General features: G+C 71.1%; 16 protein-coding genes. 11 read left to right on the top strand and 5 right to left on the bottom strand.

Annotation, left to right across the window (positions count from 1 at the left end; translation table 11 throughout):
• Positions 1–20 precede the first annotated feature (20 nt).
• On the bottom strand, positions 21–1,244 hold the full coding sequence (locus AB0J69_RS14100; RefSeq protein WP_364116764.1) for a cytochrome P450: 1,224 nt from the start codon (positions 1,242–1,244) through the stop codon (positions 21–23).
• Between the two features lie 219 nt (positions 1,245–1,463).
• On the opposite strand from AB0J69_RS14100, the gene AB0J69_RS14095 reads away from it, so the two are divergent.
• The 3 genes from AB0J69_RS14095 to AB0J69_RS14085 all read left to right on the top strand — a co-directional run bounded on the left by AB0J69_RS14095 (position 1,464) and on the right by AB0J69_RS14085 (position 4,374).
• Positions 1,464–1,877 carry a hypothetical protein gene (locus tag AB0J69_RS14095; RefSeq protein ID WP_364116762.1) on the top strand — a complete coding sequence of 138 codons (414 nt, stop codon included), beginning with the start codon at positions 1,464–1,466 and terminating at the stop codon, positions 1,875–1,877.
• Between the two features lie 114 nt (positions 1,878–1,991).
• Positions 1,992–2,459, top strand: a complete 468-nt coding sequence (locus AB0J69_RS14090; RefSeq protein ID WP_364116760.1) for a phospholipase — start codon at positions 1,992–1,994, stop codon at positions 2,457–2,459.
• Positions 2,460–2,508: 49 nt separating this feature from the next.
• Entirely contained in the window at positions 2,509–4,374 is a 1,866-nt protein-coding gene (locus AB0J69_RS14085) for a histidine kinase (protein WP_364116758.1), read from the top strand.
• Here AB0J69_RS14085 and AB0J69_RS14080 read toward each other — a convergent pair.
• Entirely contained in the window at positions 4,371–4,976 is a 606-nt protein-coding gene (locus tag AB0J69_RS14080) for a response regulator transcription factor (RefSeq protein WP_364116756.1), read from the bottom strand. The genes AB0J69_RS14085 and AB0J69_RS14080 overlap by 4 nt on opposite strands.
• Positions 4,977–5,115: 139 nt before the next feature.
• On the opposite strand from AB0J69_RS14080, the gene AB0J69_RS14075 reads away from it, so the two are divergent.
• Positions 5,116–5,667 (top strand): dihydrofolate reductase family protein, encoded by a 552-nt coding sequence (locus AB0J69_RS14075; RefSeq protein ID WP_364116754.1) that lies wholly within the window; start codon positions 5,116–5,118, stop codon positions 5,665–5,667.
• Positions 5,668–5,724: 57 nt separating this feature from the next.
• Here the strand turns inward: AB0J69_RS14075 and AB0J69_RS14070 are convergent, their stop codons facing one another.
• Positions 5,725–6,147, bottom strand: coding sequence for a spore-associated protein A (locus tag AB0J69_RS14070; RefSeq protein ID WP_364116752.1), 423 nt, complete (start codon positions 6,145–6,147; stop codon positions 5,725–5,727).
• A gap of 121 nt (positions 6,148–6,268) precedes the next feature.
• Here AB0J69_RS14070 and AB0J69_RS14065 point away from each other — a divergent pair, with 121 nt between their 5' ends.
• The 4 genes from AB0J69_RS14065 to AB0J69_RS14050 all read left to right on the top strand — a co-directional run bounded on the left by AB0J69_RS14065 (position 6,269) and on the right by AB0J69_RS14050 (position 12,287).
• The gene (locus tag AB0J69_RS14065) at positions 6,269–8,752 is read left to right on the top strand and encodes a polysaccharide lyase family 8 super-sandwich domain-containing protein (RefSeq protein WP_364117036.1); all 2,484 of its coding nucleotides are present in this window, start codon (positions 6,269–6,271) and stop codon (positions 8,750–8,752) included.
• 91 nt (positions 8,753–8,843) lie between these two features.
• Positions 8,844–9,833, top strand: a complete 990-nt coding sequence (locus AB0J69_RS14060) for a LacI family DNA-binding transcriptional regulator (RefSeq protein WP_364117035.1) — start codon at positions 8,844–8,846, stop codon at positions 9,831–9,833.
• Between the two features lie 71 nt (positions 9,834–9,904).
• Positions 9,905–11,716: a sugar-binding domain-containing protein gene (locus AB0J69_RS14055; RefSeq protein ID WP_364116750.1), complete on the top strand. Its 1,812-nt coding sequence runs from the start codon at positions 9,905–9,907 to the stop codon at positions 11,714–11,716.
• A gap of 142 nt (positions 11,717–11,858) precedes the next feature.
• On the top strand, positions 11,859–12,287 hold the full coding sequence (locus AB0J69_RS14050) for an organic hydroperoxide resistance protein (RefSeq protein ID WP_364116748.1): 429 nt from the start codon (positions 11,859–11,861) through the stop codon (positions 12,285–12,287).
• Between the two features lie 23 nt (positions 12,288–12,310).
• Here AB0J69_RS14050 and sigJ read toward each other — a convergent pair whose 3' ends face one another.
• Positions 12,311–13,231, bottom strand: a complete 921-nt coding sequence (gene sigJ / locus AB0J69_RS14045; protein WP_364116746.1) for an RNA polymerase sigma factor SigJ — start codon at positions 13,229–13,231, stop codon at positions 12,311–12,313.
• 148 nt (positions 13,232–13,379) lie between these two features.
• Here sigJ and AB0J69_RS14040 point away from each other — a divergent pair, with 148 nt between their 5' ends.
• The 3 genes from AB0J69_RS14040 (at position 13,380) to AB0J69_RS14030 (ending at position 16,336) form a co-directional block, all read left to right on the top strand.
• Positions 13,380–13,700 carry a hypothetical protein gene (locus AB0J69_RS14040; protein ID WP_364116744.1) on the top strand — a complete coding sequence of 107 codons (321 nt, stop codon included), beginning with the start codon at positions 13,380–13,382 and terminating at the stop codon, positions 13,698–13,700.
• A gap of 114 nt (positions 13,701–13,814) precedes the next feature.
• On the top strand, positions 13,815–15,833 hold the full coding sequence (locus AB0J69_RS14035; protein WP_364116743.1) for a hypothetical protein: 2,019 nt from the start codon (positions 13,815–13,817) through the stop codon (positions 15,831–15,833).
• A gap of 47 nt (positions 15,834–15,880) precedes the next feature.
• On the top strand, positions 15,881–16,336 hold the full coding sequence (locus AB0J69_RS14030) for a hypothetical protein (RefSeq protein WP_364116741.1): 456 nt from the start codon (positions 15,881–15,883) through the stop codon (positions 16,334–16,336).
• On the opposite strand, the gene AB0J69_RS14025 is transcribed toward AB0J69_RS14030, so the two are convergent.
• Positions 16,333–16,872: a hypothetical protein gene (locus AB0J69_RS14025; protein WP_364116739.1), complete on the bottom strand. Its 540-nt coding sequence runs from the start codon at positions 16,870–16,872 to the stop codon at positions 16,333–16,335. The two genes, AB0J69_RS14030 and AB0J69_RS14025, sit on opposite strands and share 4 nt — an antisense overlap.
• Between the last annotated feature and the right edge of the window lie 353 nt (positions 16,873–17,225).

The following is a 17,225-nucleotide window of genomic DNA, read 5'->3' as shown; positions in this document are numbered from 1 at the left end:
GTCGTACGGTGGCCAGGACGTCACCAGGTGACCCATACGTCCTGGAGCCCGCCGGACAGCCCACCGGTGCGCAGCCGGAGGTCGTCGGCGGAGTCACGCAGCCGCAGGTTCGGCAACCGCTGCGCCAGGGTGGTCAGGACGACCTGGAGTTCGAGCCGGGCCAGCGGCTGCCCGAGGCAGTAGTGCGGGCCGGCGCCGAAGGTGAGGTGCTGGCCGCTGTTCTGCCGCCGGGGGTCGAACCGGTCGGGGTCGGGGAACTTGTCCGGGTCGCGGTTGGCGGCCGGGATGTTCGGGATCAGCGTGCTGCCGGCGGGCACCGTGGTCCGGCTGAGCTCCACGTCCTCGGTGATGAACCTGGGCACCCCGCCGATCACCGACAGCGTGCTGTCCAGGCGCAGCACCTCCTCGACGGTGCCCGGGACAAGGTCGGGGTCCTCGATGACGGCTTCGTACCGCCGGCGCTCCGAGAGGAGCATGGCCGCCATGATGGCGATCATGTTCGAGGTGGTCTCGTGACCGGCCAGCAGCAGCCCGCGTACGGTGGCGATGAGCTCGGCCTGGCTGAGCCGGCCGTCCTCGGCGTCGGTGATCTGGGTCAGCTCGCTGAGCAGGTCGTCACCCGGGTCCGCCCGGTTGCGGTCGACCAGGTCCGACACGTACGCGTTGAACTCCCGGTAGGCCTGGTCCACCTCCTCCTGCGTGTGCCGCGTCAGCGTCAGCATGACGCGGGACCAGCGGGCGAACTTGTCCTGGTCCTCGCTCGGCGCTCCCACGAGCGCGCAGATGACCCGCACCGGCAGCGGCAGGGCGAGACCGGCCGACAGGTTCCCCGGGGAGCCCTTGGCCAGCATGGCGTCCAGCAGGTCGTCGGTCATCGCCTGGACCCTGGGCCGCCAGAGCTCCATCTTCCGCATGGTGAACCAGCGGCTGAGCAGGCGCCGCCAGCGCAGGTGGCCCTGGCCCTCGCTGATGTCCATGGTGTTCACCCGGCGCCGGTTGAACAGGCCGCCGTCCTCGGTGGTGGACAGCCGGGCGGCGCCCTCCCTGGCCAGGTTGCGGCTGAAGCGCGGGTCCGCCATCACCGCGCGGGCGTCGTCGTACCTGGTCACCAGCGTGGCGACGTCGCCGCTGGGCAGCCGTACGTGCGTCACCGGGCACTTCTCGCGCAGCTCGGCGAGCTGCGGCGGCGGCTCCAGGGCCGTGGGGCGGTCGAACGGGAATTCGGGGATCGCGTCGGCAGTCACCTTGTCCTCCAACTCGGGAGCCCGTCGTCCTTCCGAATATAAGTCGATCGCCTTAGGACGCCCACGAAGGCCGGCGCGACGTGTCGGGCCACCGTGCCGGTGCTTTGTGGCGCTGATCACCTCTGATGTGTGGATTCCTGCACAGTTGATCGCTTGTGGTCTCCGTACTGTCTGTCTTGCCGGAAACACCCCGGCAGTACTGACAGGGAGGAACCCGAAATGCGTAAGACTCTTGCGATCGCCGCTCTGGCCGGTTCGATGGCCGTGACCGGTCTGGCGCTCAGCCCGGCCGCCGCCCAGGCGAGCACCACGACCCAGTCGGCCGCGACGCAGTCGACGGGGACGAGCTGGGGGAAGTTCTTCTCCAGTGACGGTAAGGCGTACACGTTCGGCAGGACGTGGAAGTCCGGTGGCAAGGTGTTCACGAAGTGGTACGGCGTGGACAAGGTCGGCGGGAAGAAGGGCTGGGTGTGGTTCGAGGTCTACCAGAACGGCGCCTGGCACAAGTTCAACAAGTCGTGGGACGGCAAGGTCGTGGGTTCGTGGAGTGGCCGGGGGATCGGGAAGGTGTACACCTTCACCTGCTGGGCCGGCAAGTTCGACAACTGCGGCAAGAAGTACCGCATCTACTGAATCTTGAAGGAGAACTGCTGCGGCGTTGCCCGTCGGCTCGCCTGATCGCCGGGGTGGCCGGACCAAGCTTGCCATGACAAGGTTCCGGCCCCGGGCAAAGACAAGCAGGTTCTCATGGTTGGACGATTCCTCGCCGCCCTCGCCCCCATCATCGTCTTCGCGCACCCGGCTCCCGCGTACGCCGTGACACTGGAGCAGAAGCTCTCCGCGCTCTCCGCACTCACCAGTCCCACCAGCGCCGGCGCCGCCGCCTGGTACGACGCCTGGCTGGACCGGGCGTCCTGGACCGCCTACGCCTTCGACTGGTCCACCGACCTGTGCTCCGGCAGCCCCGACCAGCCGCTCGGCTTCGACTTCCGGATGCCCTGCCGGCGGCACGACTTCGGTTACCGCAACTACCGGGCCGTGAGCCGGTTCGCGGCCAACAAGGAGCACGTCGACAGCGCCTTCCTCTTCGACATGCGGCAGGTGTGCGCCGGATACGAGGGGGTCCGCAAGGAGGCCTGTGACCGGCTCGCCCGCTCGTACCACCAGGCCGTTCAGCGGCTGGGCGCGCTCGTGGTCGGCGAGGGGATCCGCTGACCGGCACAGCCGGTGTGTGATCACCTGATCGCAGCTAGATTGCGGGGTTATGTGGTCGGCGTTCAGGCTCGCCCGCGTTGTCGCGGTGGTGGTCAGTGTCGGGTTCTCCTTCGGCGGCTTCATCGGCATCTTCCGGTCCGGCGACCCGGTGGGCCAGCAGGCGCTCGCGTGCGGGCTGCTGGCCGGGCTGCTCCTCCTGCACCTCTACAACTGCGTCCGCACGCCCGACGGCCGGCCTCCCCGGGCGTGGCAGTGGACGCTCGCGCTGCAGGCGGTGCTGACCGGCGCCGGGATGTACCTGTTCGCCGGCACGTGGTACGGCAACACCGGCTTCCTCGCCGCCGCCGTCCTCCTGCTGATCCGGCCGGCCGCGGCGGCCTGGGCCGGGTTCGCGGTCATCGCCGTCGCCCAGTACCTCTCGGGGCTGGAGGTGCGCCCCACGGTCTGGGACGCGGCCTACCTGGCGCTCGGGCACACGGCCTTCGTCGGGCTCGCGCTCTATGGTGTCGCCCGGTTCGCCGACCTGGTCGGGGACATGGAGAAGACCAGGACCGCGCTGGCCGACGCCGAGGTCACCAGGGAGCGGCTGGCGTTCGCCCAGCTGCTCAACGAGCGGGTCGGTACGAGCCTGGCGGAGGTGGTCCGCAACGGTGAGGCGGTCACGGAGTCGTCCGACGCGCGGACCGTACGGGAGCGGCTGACCGCGAGCCTGGACACGGCCAGATCCACGCTGAACGAGACCCGCCTGGTCGCCCACTCGCACCGCGACGGCGCGCCCGCGGAGCGGCGGGTCGGCGACGACCTGACGGCCACCGTCGTGACCGGTCTCGGCGTGGCCGTCGTGGCCCTGCTGCTCCTGCCCAACCCGATCAAGTCCGTCATCAAGGGGGGCCTGACCGGCGGCGACGCCGTGCTGTACCTCGGGTGCGTGGCGATCTTCACGGCGCTGTTCCTGTGGTGCTGCCGGATCGGCGACGACGACGGCCGGCCGCGCTTCTGGGGGTACGCCCTGGCCGCCGCGTTCGTCGTCGCGCTGGCTCCCGAGCTCCTCTTCGAGCGGCCGCTGTGGTACCTCAGCATCTTCCTGCCCGCGCTCACGCTCATCCTGCTGCGCGGCCGGGTGCGCTGGGTGGTGACGATCCCGCTGGTCGCCCAGGACCTGTTCACCTTCCTGGTCTGGGGTGTCACGCTCCAGGGGCCGACCTTCGTGGACCAGGCGTACCAGATGGTGTGGATCGGCGAGCGCGCGGTCGTCGTCTACGGGTTCGTGCGCATGAGCCGGCTCGCCCGTGAGCTGCGCGCCGCGCGCACGCAGCTGGCGCGCACCGAGATCGCGCGCGAGCGCCTGCGGTTCGCCCGCGACCTGCACGACCTGCTCGGATTCAGCCTCTCGGTGATCGTGCTGAAGAGCGAGCTGGCCTTCCGCCTGCTGGACCGGAACCGGGCACGCGCCCACCAGGAGCTGAACGAGGGTCTCGCGGCGGCCCGCCAGGCCCTCGCGGACATCGAGACGGTCGCGACGGGCTATCGCCGGATCTCCCTGGAGGACGAGATCGGATCGGCCAGAGCCGTGCTGGAGGCCGCGGGATTCACGGTGGGCGGGAGCGTCGACGTGGCGCCGCTCACCGCCGAGCAGAGCAGCGTGCTCGCGACCGTGCTGCGCGAGGGCGTCACCAACGTGCTGCGGCACAGCGACGGCCGCACCTGCGCCCTCGACGTCAGGGCCGACGGGGGCACCGTGCTGCTCACGCTCCGGAACGACGGCGTCAGGACGAACGACGTGCCGCCCGGCGCGGGTCTCGACAACCTCCGGCACCGGATGGCGGCGGTGGGCGGGAACCTGCGCGGCAGCACCGAGGACGGCTCGTACGTGCTGACCGCCGAACTCCCCGTGGCCGCGGCCGTGCCCGCCTAGATCCAGCCCTCGTCGGTCGCGATGCGGATGGCGTCCACGCGGTTGCGCGCGCCGAGCCGCATGACCGCCGAGGAGAGGTAGTTGCGCACGGTCCCGCGGCTGAGCGAGAGCAGCACGGCGATCTCGTCGGCCTCCGCGCCGGTCGCGGCCGCCTTCAGCACCGCCGCCTCCCGCTCGGTGAGCGGGCTCTCGGCCGTCCGCAGCGCGGCGAGCGCGAGCTGGGGATCCACGACCTGCTCGCCGCCGTGCACCCGCCGGATCGCGTCGATGACCTGGTCGGTGGGCGCGTGCTTGAGCATGAAGCCGGTGACGCCGGACGCCAGCGCGCGGCGCAGGTAGCCGGGACGCGCCAGCCCGGTCAGCATCAGGACCCGGCACGAGGGCAGCTCCCGGCGCAGCCGGTCCGCGCCGCTGATCCCGTCGAGCCCGGGCAGGTCGATGTCAAGCAGGGCCACGTCGGGGCGGTGCGCGAGCGCCGCGGCGGCGATCCGGTCGCCCCGCTCCACCTGGGCGACGACCTCGAGGTCGGCCTCGAGTTCGAGGACCGCGGAGAGCGTCTCCCTGAGGATCCGGACGTCTTCCGCGATCATGATTCTGATCATGTGAATCCTTCACACGGGACTGGTGAACGTGGCACTACCTGCCGTTCGGACGGCGGGCGATGCTCATTACACACCAGAGCGCTTCGACCACCGAAGCGGTTACCGGCGCAAACCCCCCGAAGCCCGTGAGGAACCCACCATGAGCAAGCTCGTGTCCGTGATCTACATCTCCATGGACGGGGTCGTGGAAGAGCCCGCCTGGAGCGCCCCGTTCTGGAACGACGACCACGGCAAGTTCCAGGCCGGCCAGCTCTCCCAGAGCCGCGCCCTGCTCCTCGGCCGCGTCACCTACGACGGCATGTCGCAGGCCTGGCCGGCGATGGAGGCGGCCGGCGAGGACGTGGGCGAGATGAACAGGATCCCCAAGTACGTGGCCTCGACGACGCTCAAGGAGCCGACCTGGAACGCCACCGTCATCGACGGCGACGTCGCCGCGGCGGTCGCCAAGCTGAAGGCCGAGGAGGGCAAGGACCTGCTCGTCTACGGCAGCGGCGACCTGCTCGATCACCTCATCCGGCACGACCTCGTGGACGAGCTCAAGCTCTTCCTCCACCCGGTCGTCGTCGGGAGGGGCAGGCGGCTGTTCGCCGACGGCGCCGACCCCAAGACCTGGCACCTGGCCGCCACCCACGTCTTCGGCTCCGGGGCCCTCGTCCTCGACTACCGCCCGGTGCGGCCGGTCGAGTCCTGAGACCCCGGTGCCGTCGTGCCCGCCGGACCGGATCGGGCTCTCACCCGTCCGGTCCGGTCAGCCGCAGTTGGTCCGGCGCTTGCCGCCCTCGACCCCCGAGATGCGTCCCATCCAGTCCACGCACCTGCCCGCCGCGGACAGCCGGATCGGCCCGGCGTAGGAGGTGTAGTAGCTCCCCTGGTAGGCCGGCCAGTGCGGGCCGACCGGGTGCACGCCCAGGCCCGCTTCGATCAGCACGCGCGAGCCGGCGCGGTGGCGCTTGGCGATCACGCAGTTGTTGCCCGAGGCGGAGCTGTAGGCCAGGAACACGGTGCCGAGCCGGCCGATGGGGGCGGAGTTGACCACGCGGTAGCCGGGACCGCACTCGCCCGCGTACGTGGCCGCGGCGGCCGGTGGGGCGGTGATGACGGTGCCGGTCACGGCGGTGAGGGCGCAGGCGGCCACGGCCGCCGCTCGCTTGGAGCTGTTACGGAGAGTCACTATTCGGTTATAGCCCGTGTTCATCGGGATGTCATCAGGCCGGCTCCTGGGCGGCCAGAAAAAGATCATGTAATGTGAGCCCGGCATACCCCCCAACGGCCTGGAGCCCGCCGTGCCGCACATGTCCCGCCGCCAGGTTCTCTCCCTGCTCCCCGCCGTCGGCCTGCTCGCCGTTGCCACCCCCGCGCGTGCCGCGGCGGCGGTCGATCACGCGCGGCTGCTCGCCAACACCGTGGCGATCTTCGCGGGGACCCCCGAGGTCAACGCCCGCCCCGAGGTCGCGGGCAAGCTCGCGGCCATTCTCGGCACCGCCAGGCAACGGCTGACGGCCATGGACCAGGCGGGCGACGGCGAGCTGTTCGCCGGCCTGAGGCTGGGCACCGACGACGCCAACCTCCGGCTGGCCTACCAGTACCTGTACGAGATCGTGCTCGCGACCCGCGCCCCCGGCAGCGCGCTCGCCGACGACACCGCCGTCCAGCAGCGCGTCGCCGGCGGCCTGCGGTGGCTGCACGAGCGCTACTTCGGCGACCAGGCCGCGGGCTACTACGGCAACTGGCACAACTGGGAGATCGGCATCCCCACCCACGTGAGCAGGACGCTGGTCCTGCTGCCGGAGCAGTTACGAGGGGACCTGACGGGGACGTACATCACCTCGATGGACGCCTACCTGCGCAACGGCGAGAACGGCGACGTCGACCTCGACTCCCGCTTCCACACCGGGGCGAACCTGGCCGACATCACCGCCAACCGCATCCTGCAGGGCGCGCTCACCGGCGACGACGCCCGCGTCACCAAGGCCATCTCCGACCAGGCCACCGTCTTCGCCACGATCGACCCCTACAACCTCCAGCACGGCGTCACCGACGGCTACTACCGTGACGGCTCCTTCATCCAGCACCACTCGGTCGCCTACACCGGCTCCTACGGCCGCATCCTGCTGACCCGGGTCGTGCAGACGCTCAAGACCCTCGAAGGCGTGACCGGCGGCCCCGAAGAGCTTCCCGGCGCGGTGTACCGGTGGATCTCCGACGGCTTCGCCCCGCTGATCTTCGAGGGCTGGATGATGGAGATCGTCAAGGGGCGCGCGGTCTCGCGCACCAACACCGGCTACTCCGACGTCAGCGTGGTCGTGGAGGCCGTCGCCGACCTGGCCGACCACGTCGGGAGCGCAGAGGCGCTCGCGCTGAGGAAATACCTCAAGTTCCTGCCGGCCACCGACCCGGCCACCTTCGTCTCCCCGGTCAGCATCGCCCGCTACGCCGCCATCCGCGCCGACTCCGCCATCCCGGCCGCCGACCTGAACCCGCCCGAGCGGTGCGTGGCGTTCAACGCCATGGACAGGACCGTCCACCGGCGCCCCGGCTACGCCTTCGCCCTGGCGCGGAGCTCGGAGCGGATCAGCAAGTACGAGTACATGAACGGCGAGAACCTCATGCCCTGGTTCCAGGGCGACGGCGCCTACCACCTCTACCTGGCGGGCGAGGACCAGCGCGAGGTCTTCGGCGTCGACTACTACACGACCGTCTCGCCGTACCGGCTGGCCGGGGCCACCGCGCCGGTGGAGGAGCGGCGGACGGTGCCCGAGCTGTACGGCCGGTTCTGGTACGAGAACCCCGGACACCCGCTCAACTTCACCTCCTCCTCGGAGTCCCAGAACACCTACGTGTACTTCCCGCGCGCCGGCAACGCCTTCTCCGGCGGCGCGACGCTCGGCGCGTACGGCGCGGCCGGCCTGGTCCAGTCCGACGACGCCGCCTACACCGCCAAGCAGGCGGGGCTGCTGCCCGACGACTTCGTCGCCTACCGCAACGCCCGCGCGACCAAGTCCTGGTTCATGCTCGACGACGAGATCGTGGTGCTGGCCGCGGGCGTCTCCGGCCAGGGCGGGCGGGCCGCGGTGACCACCGTGGACAGCCGCATCGCCGCCCCCGGCGACGCGGTCGCGGTCACCGGCGAGGGCTGGGACGGCGGGGCCTGGCAGGCGGGCGGCAGCACGCCACCGCGCTGGCTGCGCTACGCCAACGGCACCCGCCGCACGTCGGTCGGCTACGCCTTCCTCACCAGGCAGCCGGTCACGGCCGGGCTGGAGACCGTCACCCGCAGCCGCCGGGTCGTGCGCGCGTCCAACCCCGACACCATGGTGACCAAGAACGTCTTCACCGCCTCCGTCACCCACCCGGCCGACGGCGACCTGACCGCCCTCGCCTACGCCCTCGTCCCGAACGCGACCGAGGCCGCCCTGCGCGGTTACGCGAAGGGCCCGCTGTCGGTCCTGGCCAACAACCGTCACGTGCAGGCGATCAAGCACAAGGCCCTGGGCATCGTGGCCGCCAACGTCTTCTCCGACGGCCCCCGCCACGTCGAACGCCTGCTCATCGACGGTCCCGCCTCGGTCATCGTCCGGTCCGGAGCGCGCACGGTCGTCGCCCTGTCGGACCCCACGATGCGGCGCGACCGCGTCTCCGTCGTCCTGCACGGCGCGTCCCTCAGGCTCGACACGGCCGACGAGGGCGTGACGGTACGCCGCGTGCCCGGCGGCACCCTGATCCAGGCGACCACCCGGCACGCGCACGGCCGCACCTTCACGGCGACCCTGCGCTGACCGCGCAGGAGGAGCGACGGGGTCGCCGGCCAGTACGATGATGGCCGTGGTACCGACCCAGGGGTAAGGCGTTGCGCTGATGGCCGTGAGCATGCACGACGTGGCCCGCGCCGCCGGTGTCTCCCAGCGCACGGTCTCCAACGTCGTCAACGACTACGAGTACGTCCGGCCCGAGACGCGCCGGCGGGTGCTCGACGCCATGGCGGAGCTCGGCTACGTGCCCAACGCCGCCGCCCGCCGGCTCCGGTCCGCCCGCACCGGGCTCATCGCGCTCGTCGTCCCCGACTTCAGGGCGCGCATCTTCGCCGACCTCGCCGGTCAGGTCGTGCGCGAGGCCGAGGCGCTCGGCTACACGGTGCTGATCGAGCTGACCGAGTCCGATCGCGAGCGCGAGCTGAAGGTGCTGACGGGCGGGCGGGACCAGCTCTCCGACGGCGCGATCATGATGGCCATGTCGCTGCGGCCGGACGACGGGCAGCGCCGCCGCCCGGACTATCCGATCGTGCTGATCGGCGACGAGGTCCTGGAGGGCGAGGTCCCGCACGTCGGCATCCCGAACCGGGAGGCGTCGCTGGCGGTGGTGCGCCATCTGGCGGGCACGGGCAGGCGGCGGTTGATGTTGCTCGGCCACGATCCCGACGGAGGGCTGACGGCACGGTTGCGGCTGCGGGGATTCCTGGAGGGGCTGGCGGAGGCGGGGCTGACGGCGTACGACGAGTTGCTGGTCGGGGCGGACTGGACCCGGGCGGACGGCCGGCGGGCGATCGAGGAGCACCTGGACGCCGGGCGGCGGCTGCCGGACGCCATCTACGCGATGAACGACTCCCTCGCCCTCGGCGCGCTCCGGGCGCTGCGCTCCCGGGGGGTCCGGGTGCCGGAGGAGGTCGCGCTGGTGGGCTTCGACGACGTGGAGGAGGCCCGCTACGCGACGCCGTCGCTGACCTCCGTCTCGCCGGACGTCGAGGCGCTGGCCAGGAATGCCGTCGCGATGCTGGACGAGCAGATCGGCGGCCGGTCCGGCGGGCGCGAGTCGCGCGTCGTGGTGGACTTCCGGCTGGAGGTGCGCGAGTCCAGCCGGTGAGGCCGTGTCGCAGGGGTTGTGACAGGATACTTTGCTACGTAGCAAATTCCCTGCCCTCCGAAGGTTGTGAGATGCCGAGCGCCGCTCCCCACGACGTGCCCCGTCCGGAATATCCCCGCCCGCAGATGGTCCGCGAGGACTGGCTCAACCTCAACGGCCCCTGGCAGTTCGAGATCGACGCCGCCGACTCCGGCCTGGAGCGCGGCCTGCGCGAACGCGAGCTCTCCGGCACGATCACCGTGCCCTTCGCGCCAGAGTCGGAGCTGTCCGGCGTCGGGCACACCGACTTCATGGCGGCGGTGTGGTATCGCCGCACCGTGACGATCCCGGCCGCGTGGGCCGGCCGCCGCACGCTGCTGCACTTCGGCGCCGTCGACCACGACGCCACGGTATGGGTGAACGGCGTGGAGGTGGCCCGCCACCGCGGCGGCTTCTCGCCGTTCACGGCCGACCTGTCGGCGGTGGCCCGCCCCGGCGAGGAGGCCACGATCGTGGTCCGCGCCCGCGACCCCCGGCACGGTCCCCAGGCCCGCGGCAAGCAGTCCACTCGGTACGGCAACTTCGAGTGCCTCTACACCCGTACGACGGGCATCTGGCAGACGGTCTGGCTGGAGCCCGTCCCGGACGTGCACCTGCGCCGCCCCCGCATCGCCCCCGACGTGGCGACCTCGTCCTTCACCGTCGTCGTGCCGCTGTCCGGCAACCGCCCCGGCAGCTCGATCCGCGTGACGGTCTCCGACGGGGACGGCGCAGCCGCCACCGCGACCGCCCGCGCCGACGTGGACCTCGCACCTTCCGTACGCCTGGAACTCCCGGCGGACCGGGTGCGCCTGTGGGAGCCGGGTGACGGCTTCCTCTACGACCTCAAGGTCGAGCTGCTCGACGCCGGTGGCGCCGTCACGGACGCCGTGGACGGTTACGCCGGGCTGCGCTCGATCGCGATCGACGGCAAGCGCGTGCTGATCAACGGCCGCCCGGTCTTCCAGCGGCTCGTGCTGGACCAGGGCTACTACCCGGACGGCCTCATGACCGCGCCCACCGACGCCGCGCTGCTGCGGGACATCGAGCTGTCGGTGGCCGCCGGCTTCAACGGCGCGCGCCTGCACCAGAAGGTGTTCGAGGAGCGCTTCCTGTACCACGCCGACCGGCTGGGCTACCTGGTGTGGGGCGAGTTCGGCGACTGGGGCGCGGCCACCGGTCACGAGCGGCAGGAGCCGGCCGCCTCCTTCGTCACGCAGTGGCTGGAGGTGCTGGAACGGGACGTCTCACACCCGTCGATCATCGGCTGGTGCCCGCTCAACGAGACCTCCCAGGCCATCGACGACCACGTCACCCAGCTCGACGACGTCACCCGCGGCATGTTCCTGGCCACCAAGCTCGCCGACCCCACCCGCCCGGTCGTCGACGCCTCCGGCTACAGCCACCGGGTGCCGGAGACCGACGTCTACGACTCGCACAACTACGAGCAGGAGCCCGTCGCGTTCGCCGGGCAGCTGAGTGGCCTGGGCAAGGGCGAGCCCTTCGTCAACCGGGCTTCGGGCGGCCGGCCCATGTCCGTGCCCTACCGCGGCCAGCCGTACTTCGTCAGCGAGTACGGCGGCATCTGGTGGAACCCGGAGCTGGCCGGGACCGAGCAGGACGCGCTCCGCGAGAGCTCCTGGGGTTACGGGCAGCGGGTGCGGAGCGAGGAGGAGTTCCATGCCCGCTTCGCCGGCCTGACCGGGGTGCTGCTGGACGACCCGGGGATGTTCGGCTACTGCTACACGCAGCTGACCGACGTGTTCCAGGAGGAGAACGGCATCTACCGCTTCGACCGTACGGCGAAGCTCGACGTGGAACGGGTCCGCGCGGTCCAGTCCCGCCCGGCCGCCGCCGAACGCTGAGGCCCGGGTCCCGCCGGCCGTACCCGCATCACCGGCTTGACAGGTGACGGACGTCCTGCCAGCATCGTCACCAGTTGAACAGGTGACGATCGCGAGCGTGCCCGTCCGGGGCCGGCGATCGTCCTGCGGGAAGGGAAATGTCATGGCTGTGAGCTACACCGGGGTCGTCACCGTGACCGGAGAGGGCCGTAACGGGGGCCGCGTCTGGGCCGACGACGGTCTCCTCGACACCACCCTCGCCATCCCCAAGGAGCTGGGCGGCGCCGGTGGAGCCACCAACCCCGAGCAGCTGTTCGCCGCCGGTTGGGGCGCCTGCTTCCTCGGCGCGGTCAGGAGGGCGGCGGCGCAGCGCAAGGTGACGCTGAAGAGCACGAGCATCACGGCCGAGGTGACCCTGCGGCACGGCGACGACGGCGAGTTCGGCCTCGGCGCCGTGCTCAACCTCGAACTGGGCGGGGTCGACCAGCGGACGGCCGAGGAGCTCGGGGACGCCGCCCACCAGATCTGCCCCTACTCCAAGGCCACGCGCGACAACATCCTGGTGACCATCCGGGCGACCGCCGTCGCCTGACGTCCCTTTCTCCGCCGCAGGCGTCAGCCCGCCGTCCAGGGGCGGAGCTTCTCGGGGTTCCGGACGGCCCAGATGTGCTTGATCCGATCGCCCGCCACCTCGAACGCGAACACCGCCACCGTGACGCCGTCCTGCTGGGCCACCAGCCCCGGCTGACCGTTGACGCTACGCTCCAGGATCGCCAGGTCGGGCGCCACGCGGGCGATGTCGGCGAAGGCGTGCGCGACCAGGTCGCCGCCGTGGACCGGCAGGAGCCGGGCGCTGACGAGCCCGCCCCCGTCGGCGGTCGCCGTGACGCCGGGGTCGAGGAGACCGATGAGGGCGTCGATGTCCTTGGCCTCCCAGGCCAGCTTGAAGTCCCGCACGATGCCGGCCTGCTGGGCGCTCGGCGTCGCGGGGGTCTCGGCCTCGCGGACGCGGCGGCGGGCCGAGGAGGCCAGCTGGCGGCACGCCCCCGGCGTACGGCCGACGATCTCGGCCACCTCGGGGAAGGAGTAGCGGAAGACGTCGTGCAGGATGAACGCGACCCGCTCGGCCGGGGTCATGGATTCGAGCACGACGAGGAAGGCCATGTTGACGGACTCGTCGAGGGTGACCCGGTCCGCGGGGTCTCCCTCGGGCTTCATCCACTCCGTACGGTCGGGCACCGGCTCCGGGATCCACTCGCCCACATAGCTCTCCCGCCGGGCCCGGGCCGAGCCGAGCAGGTCGAGGCAGATGCGGCCGGCGACCTTCCGCAGCCAGGCGCCCGGGGCCTCGATGGACGCCTGCTCCCGGTCGGACATGGCGTACCAGCGGGCGTACGTCTCCTGTACGACATCCTCGGCCTCGGCCAGGGAACCGAGCAGTCGGTACGCGAGATTGATCAGCTGCCGCCGCTCACTCATGATCGCGCTCAGACTCGGATCGTCCCGGTCGTGCCCTGGCCCGGATCGGGTGGTCATGGTGTCGACGACTCCCTCGGTCGCATCTCTCCTCACCAGTTGGACGAGACAGCGTGCCGAACTGTGAGGTGCCGCCTCACCTTCCGCGGGTCGCGTCGTCGTACCGGTGAGACCTGGCACCATCCAACACCAGCCAAGGAACGAACCGATGAGCACCCTTCAGACCGTCGCCGACCGCGTCGAGATCGCGGGGCTGCCCGGCGAGTTCACGGATGCGGGGATGATGCGCGACTACGACCGCTTCCGTCGCTGTTCACACCCGATAAGGCGTTGCGGATGCCGCACATCGACGTCGCGTTCGTGGGCCATCTCGGAGCTCGGGCGCATGCGCGACGGCAGGTCGCACCTCTACCGGCGCACCCCGGATGGCTGGAAGTTCGCGGAGCGCGTCTACGAGGTCAGGTACGTCGACCCGACTCCGCAGGCCGGCATGCGCCGGCCGGCCGGGGACACGTCCGGCCCGCGATGATCCCGCCTCGGAAATTGTCGCCGGTCCCTGAGATGCTGCGGCAGCGAACACCGCCGGCATCGTCACGTTCCGGGGGTGCTGGGGTCGCGGCGACCGGGTCCGGAAGGCGGTGCGGTGTTGGAGGGTGTGGCTGAGGTGCCGTGGGGGCGGCTCGGTTACTGGTCCGGTGGGCCGGACGCGGTGCCCGGCATCCTGCGGGAGATCGCGACGGCGCCGTCGGGCACGGAGGAGCGGTCGCCCGTGTGGCGGTTGCGGCATGGGCTGTTCCAGGGGATCGAAGCTCGTGAGGTGTACGAGGCGGCGCCGTACCTGGTGCCTTACCTGCTGGAGGTGACGAGGTCGGCCCGGCAACCGCATCGGGGGCTGGTCATGGACCTGATGGTCGACATGGCCGTGGCGCAGCCGCACCGTGACGTGTTCCGGGACCCCGCTGCCGGGCCCGAGCCCGACCACGCGGCGCTGGCCCGGGCCGCGATGACCGACCGCGTCGATGCGATCGCGCGGTTGCTGGACGATGCCTCCCCGAAGGTGGTGGCGGAGGTGGCCCGGCTGCTGGCCTGCCTGCCCGACGCCGCGCCGAGGAGTCTGCCCGCGTTGCGCGCCAGGGCCGAGAAGGGGGTGCGGCCGGTCGGCGACGCTGGGCCGGTGGCCTGCGCGCTGGCCGTGGCGTGGCTGGCGGCGGCCGATCACGCGGCCTGGTTCGCCGGGCTGCTGGGTGCTGCCCCCGCGCATCGTGACCTGCGTGCCGTGGCCGCGGTGGGGCTCGCGCTGGCCGACCCCACAGCCGTACCGGACGACGATGCGGTGGTCAGGCTGGTGGCCGACGTCCAAGCCGACCCCGGTTCGGTGCTTGAGCGCGTCCGATGGCACGGCGACGGCGTCACACCCATCAATTCGGCCCTGCTGCGCGCCGAGCACTGGCAGCGGGCAGTGGCCGGGGAACTGCTGACCCGTCACGGGCTGACGGAGATCGACCAGGCCCTGTACAGCGCGTGGGAGGCGATCTGGTCCTGGCGGGCCGCGCCGGCCGAGCTGCTGCCGATGGTCGCGAGCCGGGTGCGCGAGCTGGCAGCGGCTCCCCAGTCAGTACGCAGCAGGCGCAAGGTCGGCGTGTCAGACTCGCTGGTGCACGCGGTGGGGCTGATCTCCGACTCCGGACAGGCCGCCGCGCCCTACGCCGACCTGCTGGCCGAGCTGCTCACCGGAGACCCCGCCGAGCCATGGCCGAACGTGGTCGTTCCGGCGGTGGAAGGGCTGGGCCGGCTCGGTGACGAGCGTTGCGTCCCCTGGCTCGCCGCCGCCTTCCTCGACGAGTACGGACACGTCAAGCAGCTCGACGTCCGCGAGATACTGCCGGCCATGGTGGCACACGCGGACGCGCTGATGCCTGCCCTGCTGACCTACTACCACCCTTCGCGCCGCGGCGGCATGAATGAGCTCGACTGCCTCTATGCGCTCACGTCGTGGGGAGCCGCGGCGGCGCCTCTGGCACCGGCGATCGCCGCCAGAGTGTCGCAGGCTTACCTTTCTGTCGCGTTGCCGCTGTTCGGGGCGATAGGCCCGGCCGCCGCCGCCGTTGAGCCGCGGGTGCGCGCTCTGCTCGACGACGAGAGCGATCGGCCCGAGGCCGCTTGGGCGCTGTGGCGGATGACCGGTGTGCCGGGGCAGGCCCCGGCGCTGCTGGCCGAGAATCTCGCACGCTATGGCGGCCACCAGGCGACCGACATCGCACCGATGCTCGAACAGCTCGGTCCCGCCGCCACGGTCGCCGTACCGGTGCTGCGCAAGCTCTTCCACGACGCCGAGCACGGGCATCTGTACGACCGGGTGGCGATCGCACGAGCGCTGTGGGCGATCACGGGTGACAGCGAAGGACTGGTCGCACCGCTGCTGGAGGCCATCACGGTCAGGCCGCTGTCCGATCGGAGATTTCGCGGGCGGCCCGACTCCGGACTGCTCGCGGTCGAGGCGCTGGGCACGACGGGCGCGGCGGCCGCCGCGGCCGTACCGGCGCTGCGGACCATCGCGTACGGCCGCGCCCGCGTCACGAACCGCGATGTCCGGGCCGACGAGCGTTTCCAGCACGCCGCCCGGCGCGCGCTCGCCTCCATCGAGGAGCACGTGCCCGCCTGAGCCCGGAAGGTCTGGTGCCATGGAACCTGTCGGCATACCGTCGTTTCATGCCAGAGTTCCACTCGGCCCTGGCAGACCAGGCGCGCCGGGTCATCGAGCACGGGCTGGACATTTCGCATGATGCCGATCTGGTGCCCTTGTCGCATGACGTCATCGACGGGGACCTCGCGGTGGCGTTGTTCGCGCACGGGGAGTCTCTGGAATGGGCCGTGTTCGAGTACGACACCGATTGGTTCTTGCTGGGCAATACCTCCATCACCACTACAGACCCCCCTCCGGCGGGGGAGCGGGCGGGGCTCGAAGTGCGGTTCGACACTTGGGGGCGTAGCCGGACCAGGCGCTGGAGCCTGCGTGGCCATCACCTCGTACACACGCGTGTCCTGCGTGCTCAGCGGATCGCCCAGCTGCGCGTGGCCACACGAACCGTCGCGGCACCGCACGGCTGGGCGATCATGGTCTGGCGGGGCCGACGGGCGCCCGCCGTCTCGGTGGACCGGCCTTAGCAGATGACCCGCAGGTACTGCGCGGAGTAGGCGTTCGCCCTCGCTCGGGGGACGCCCTTGGCGAACCCGTCGACGACCCAGCGGTACTCCTCACTACCGGAACCGGCGCACTTCCACCCCGTGCGGATCTCCGCGTACCCGCCCTGGGACCAGGCGATGGTGGTGCGGAACACGTTCCGCCAGAGCCCCAGGCCCAGGTAGCGCTGCAGGGTCAACCGCGGGCCTTGAGGGGTGTAGCCGGCCCCGACGCACGACTGCCGGCCGGTGCCTTCGACCTGCCAATGACCGTTTCGCTTCTTGAACGTCGGATCACTGACGTAGAGGAAGCAGCGCCAGGGTGGAGCGGCGCGCTGCTCTTCGGCCGGAGGGGAGTCGCCCTCATACGCCGTCTCGCCTTGCGGGCCTGGAGCGTCCCAGGCTGGGACGAGCTCCGCTCGGGGGTCGGGGGTGGGGCCGGCGTGCGCGACGGGAGCGGCGAGCACCGCCGCCATCGCTGTTGACACCGCCGATAAGGCGATCTTGCCGTGGATGCGCATGGTGCCTCCATGAGTCGATGGGGCTACGCACGACCCAGGCGGCTGGTGGGCCTGCAGAAGCAGAATCCTCCTTCAAATGACAACTGATCCGGCGGGCGGGCATCAAGGAAGGTTGAGAACTGGGCATAACGTCTGCTCACAGGCACGCGACCAGGGTGAGGGATCGTCGCTGCCGGACTGTGTTCCCGACTCATGATCTTTTCTGGGGTGCCCACGTGGTGGGTTCCCAGTCGGCTACAAGCCATGGACAAGAGCGGTGCTTCAGCATTTGCCGACGTGAACGGATTTTTCGGGAATTTCAGGAATCTCGGTAGTAGGTGGACGAAGGTTGCCGCGGTTGCGGCCGCGGTCGT

The sequence above is a fragment of the Nonomuraea sp. NPDC049709 genome (assembly GCF_040674815.1).
GTDB lineage: Bacteria > Actinomycetota > Actinomycetes > Streptosporangiales > Streptosporangiaceae > Nonomuraea.
Note: the sequence above shows the minus strand (reverse complement) of the source record. Positions and strands in the feature narration are given on the sequence as shown.

Excerpts from the sequence above, each read along its gene's own strand:
- AB0J69_RS14055 (WP_364116750.1), top strand. The coding sequence starts at position 9,905 with ATGCCGAGCGCCGCTCCCCACGACGTGCCCCGTCCGGAATATCCCCGC.
- AB0J69_RS14090 (WP_364116760.1), top strand. The coding sequence starts at position 1,992 with ATGGTTGGACGATTCCTCGCCGCCCTCGCCCCCATCATCGTCTTCGCG.
- AB0J69_RS14030 (WP_364116741.1), top strand. The coding sequence starts at position 15,881 with ATGCCAGAGTTCCACTCGGCCCTGGCAGACCAGGCGCGCCGGGTCATC.
- AB0J69_RS14085 (WP_364116758.1), top strand. The coding sequence starts at position 2,509 with ATGTGGTCGGCGTTCAGGCTCGCCCGCGTTGTCGCGGTGGTGGTCAGT.
- AB0J69_RS14025 (WP_364116739.1), bottom strand. The coding sequence starts at position 16,872 with ATGCGCATCCACGGCAAGATCGCCTTATCGGCGGTGTCAACAGCGATG.
- AB0J69_RS14060 (WP_364117035.1), top strand. The coding sequence starts at position 8,844 with ATGCACGACGTGGCCCGCGCCGCCGGTGTCTCCCAGCGCACGGTCTCC.
- sigJ (WP_364116746.1), bottom strand. The coding sequence starts at position 13,231 with ATGACCACCCGATCCGGGCCAGGGCACGACCGGGACGATCCGAGTCTG.
- AB0J69_RS14080 (WP_364116756.1), bottom strand. The coding sequence starts at position 4,976 with ATGATCAGAATCATGATCGCGGAAGACGTCCGGATCCTCAGGGAGACG.
- AB0J69_RS14050 (WP_364116748.1), top strand. The coding sequence starts at position 11,859 with ATGGCTGTGAGCTACACCGGGGTCGTCACCGTGACCGGAGAGGGCCGT.
- AB0J69_RS14075 (WP_364116754.1), top strand. The coding sequence starts at position 5,116 with ATGAGCAAGCTCGTGTCCGTGATCTACATCTCCATGGACGGGGTCGTG.
- AB0J69_RS14065 (WP_364117036.1), top strand. The coding sequence starts at position 6,269 with ATGTCCCGCCGCCAGGTTCTCTCCCTGCTCCCCGCCGTCGGCCTGCTC.
- AB0J69_RS14095 (WP_364116762.1), top strand. The coding sequence starts at position 1,464 with ATGCGTAAGACTCTTGCGATCGCCGCTCTGGCCGGTTCGATGGCCGTG.
- AB0J69_RS14040 (WP_364116744.1), top strand. The coding sequence starts at position 13,380 with ATGAGCACCCTTCAGACCGTCGCCGACCGCGTCGAGATCGCGGGGCTG.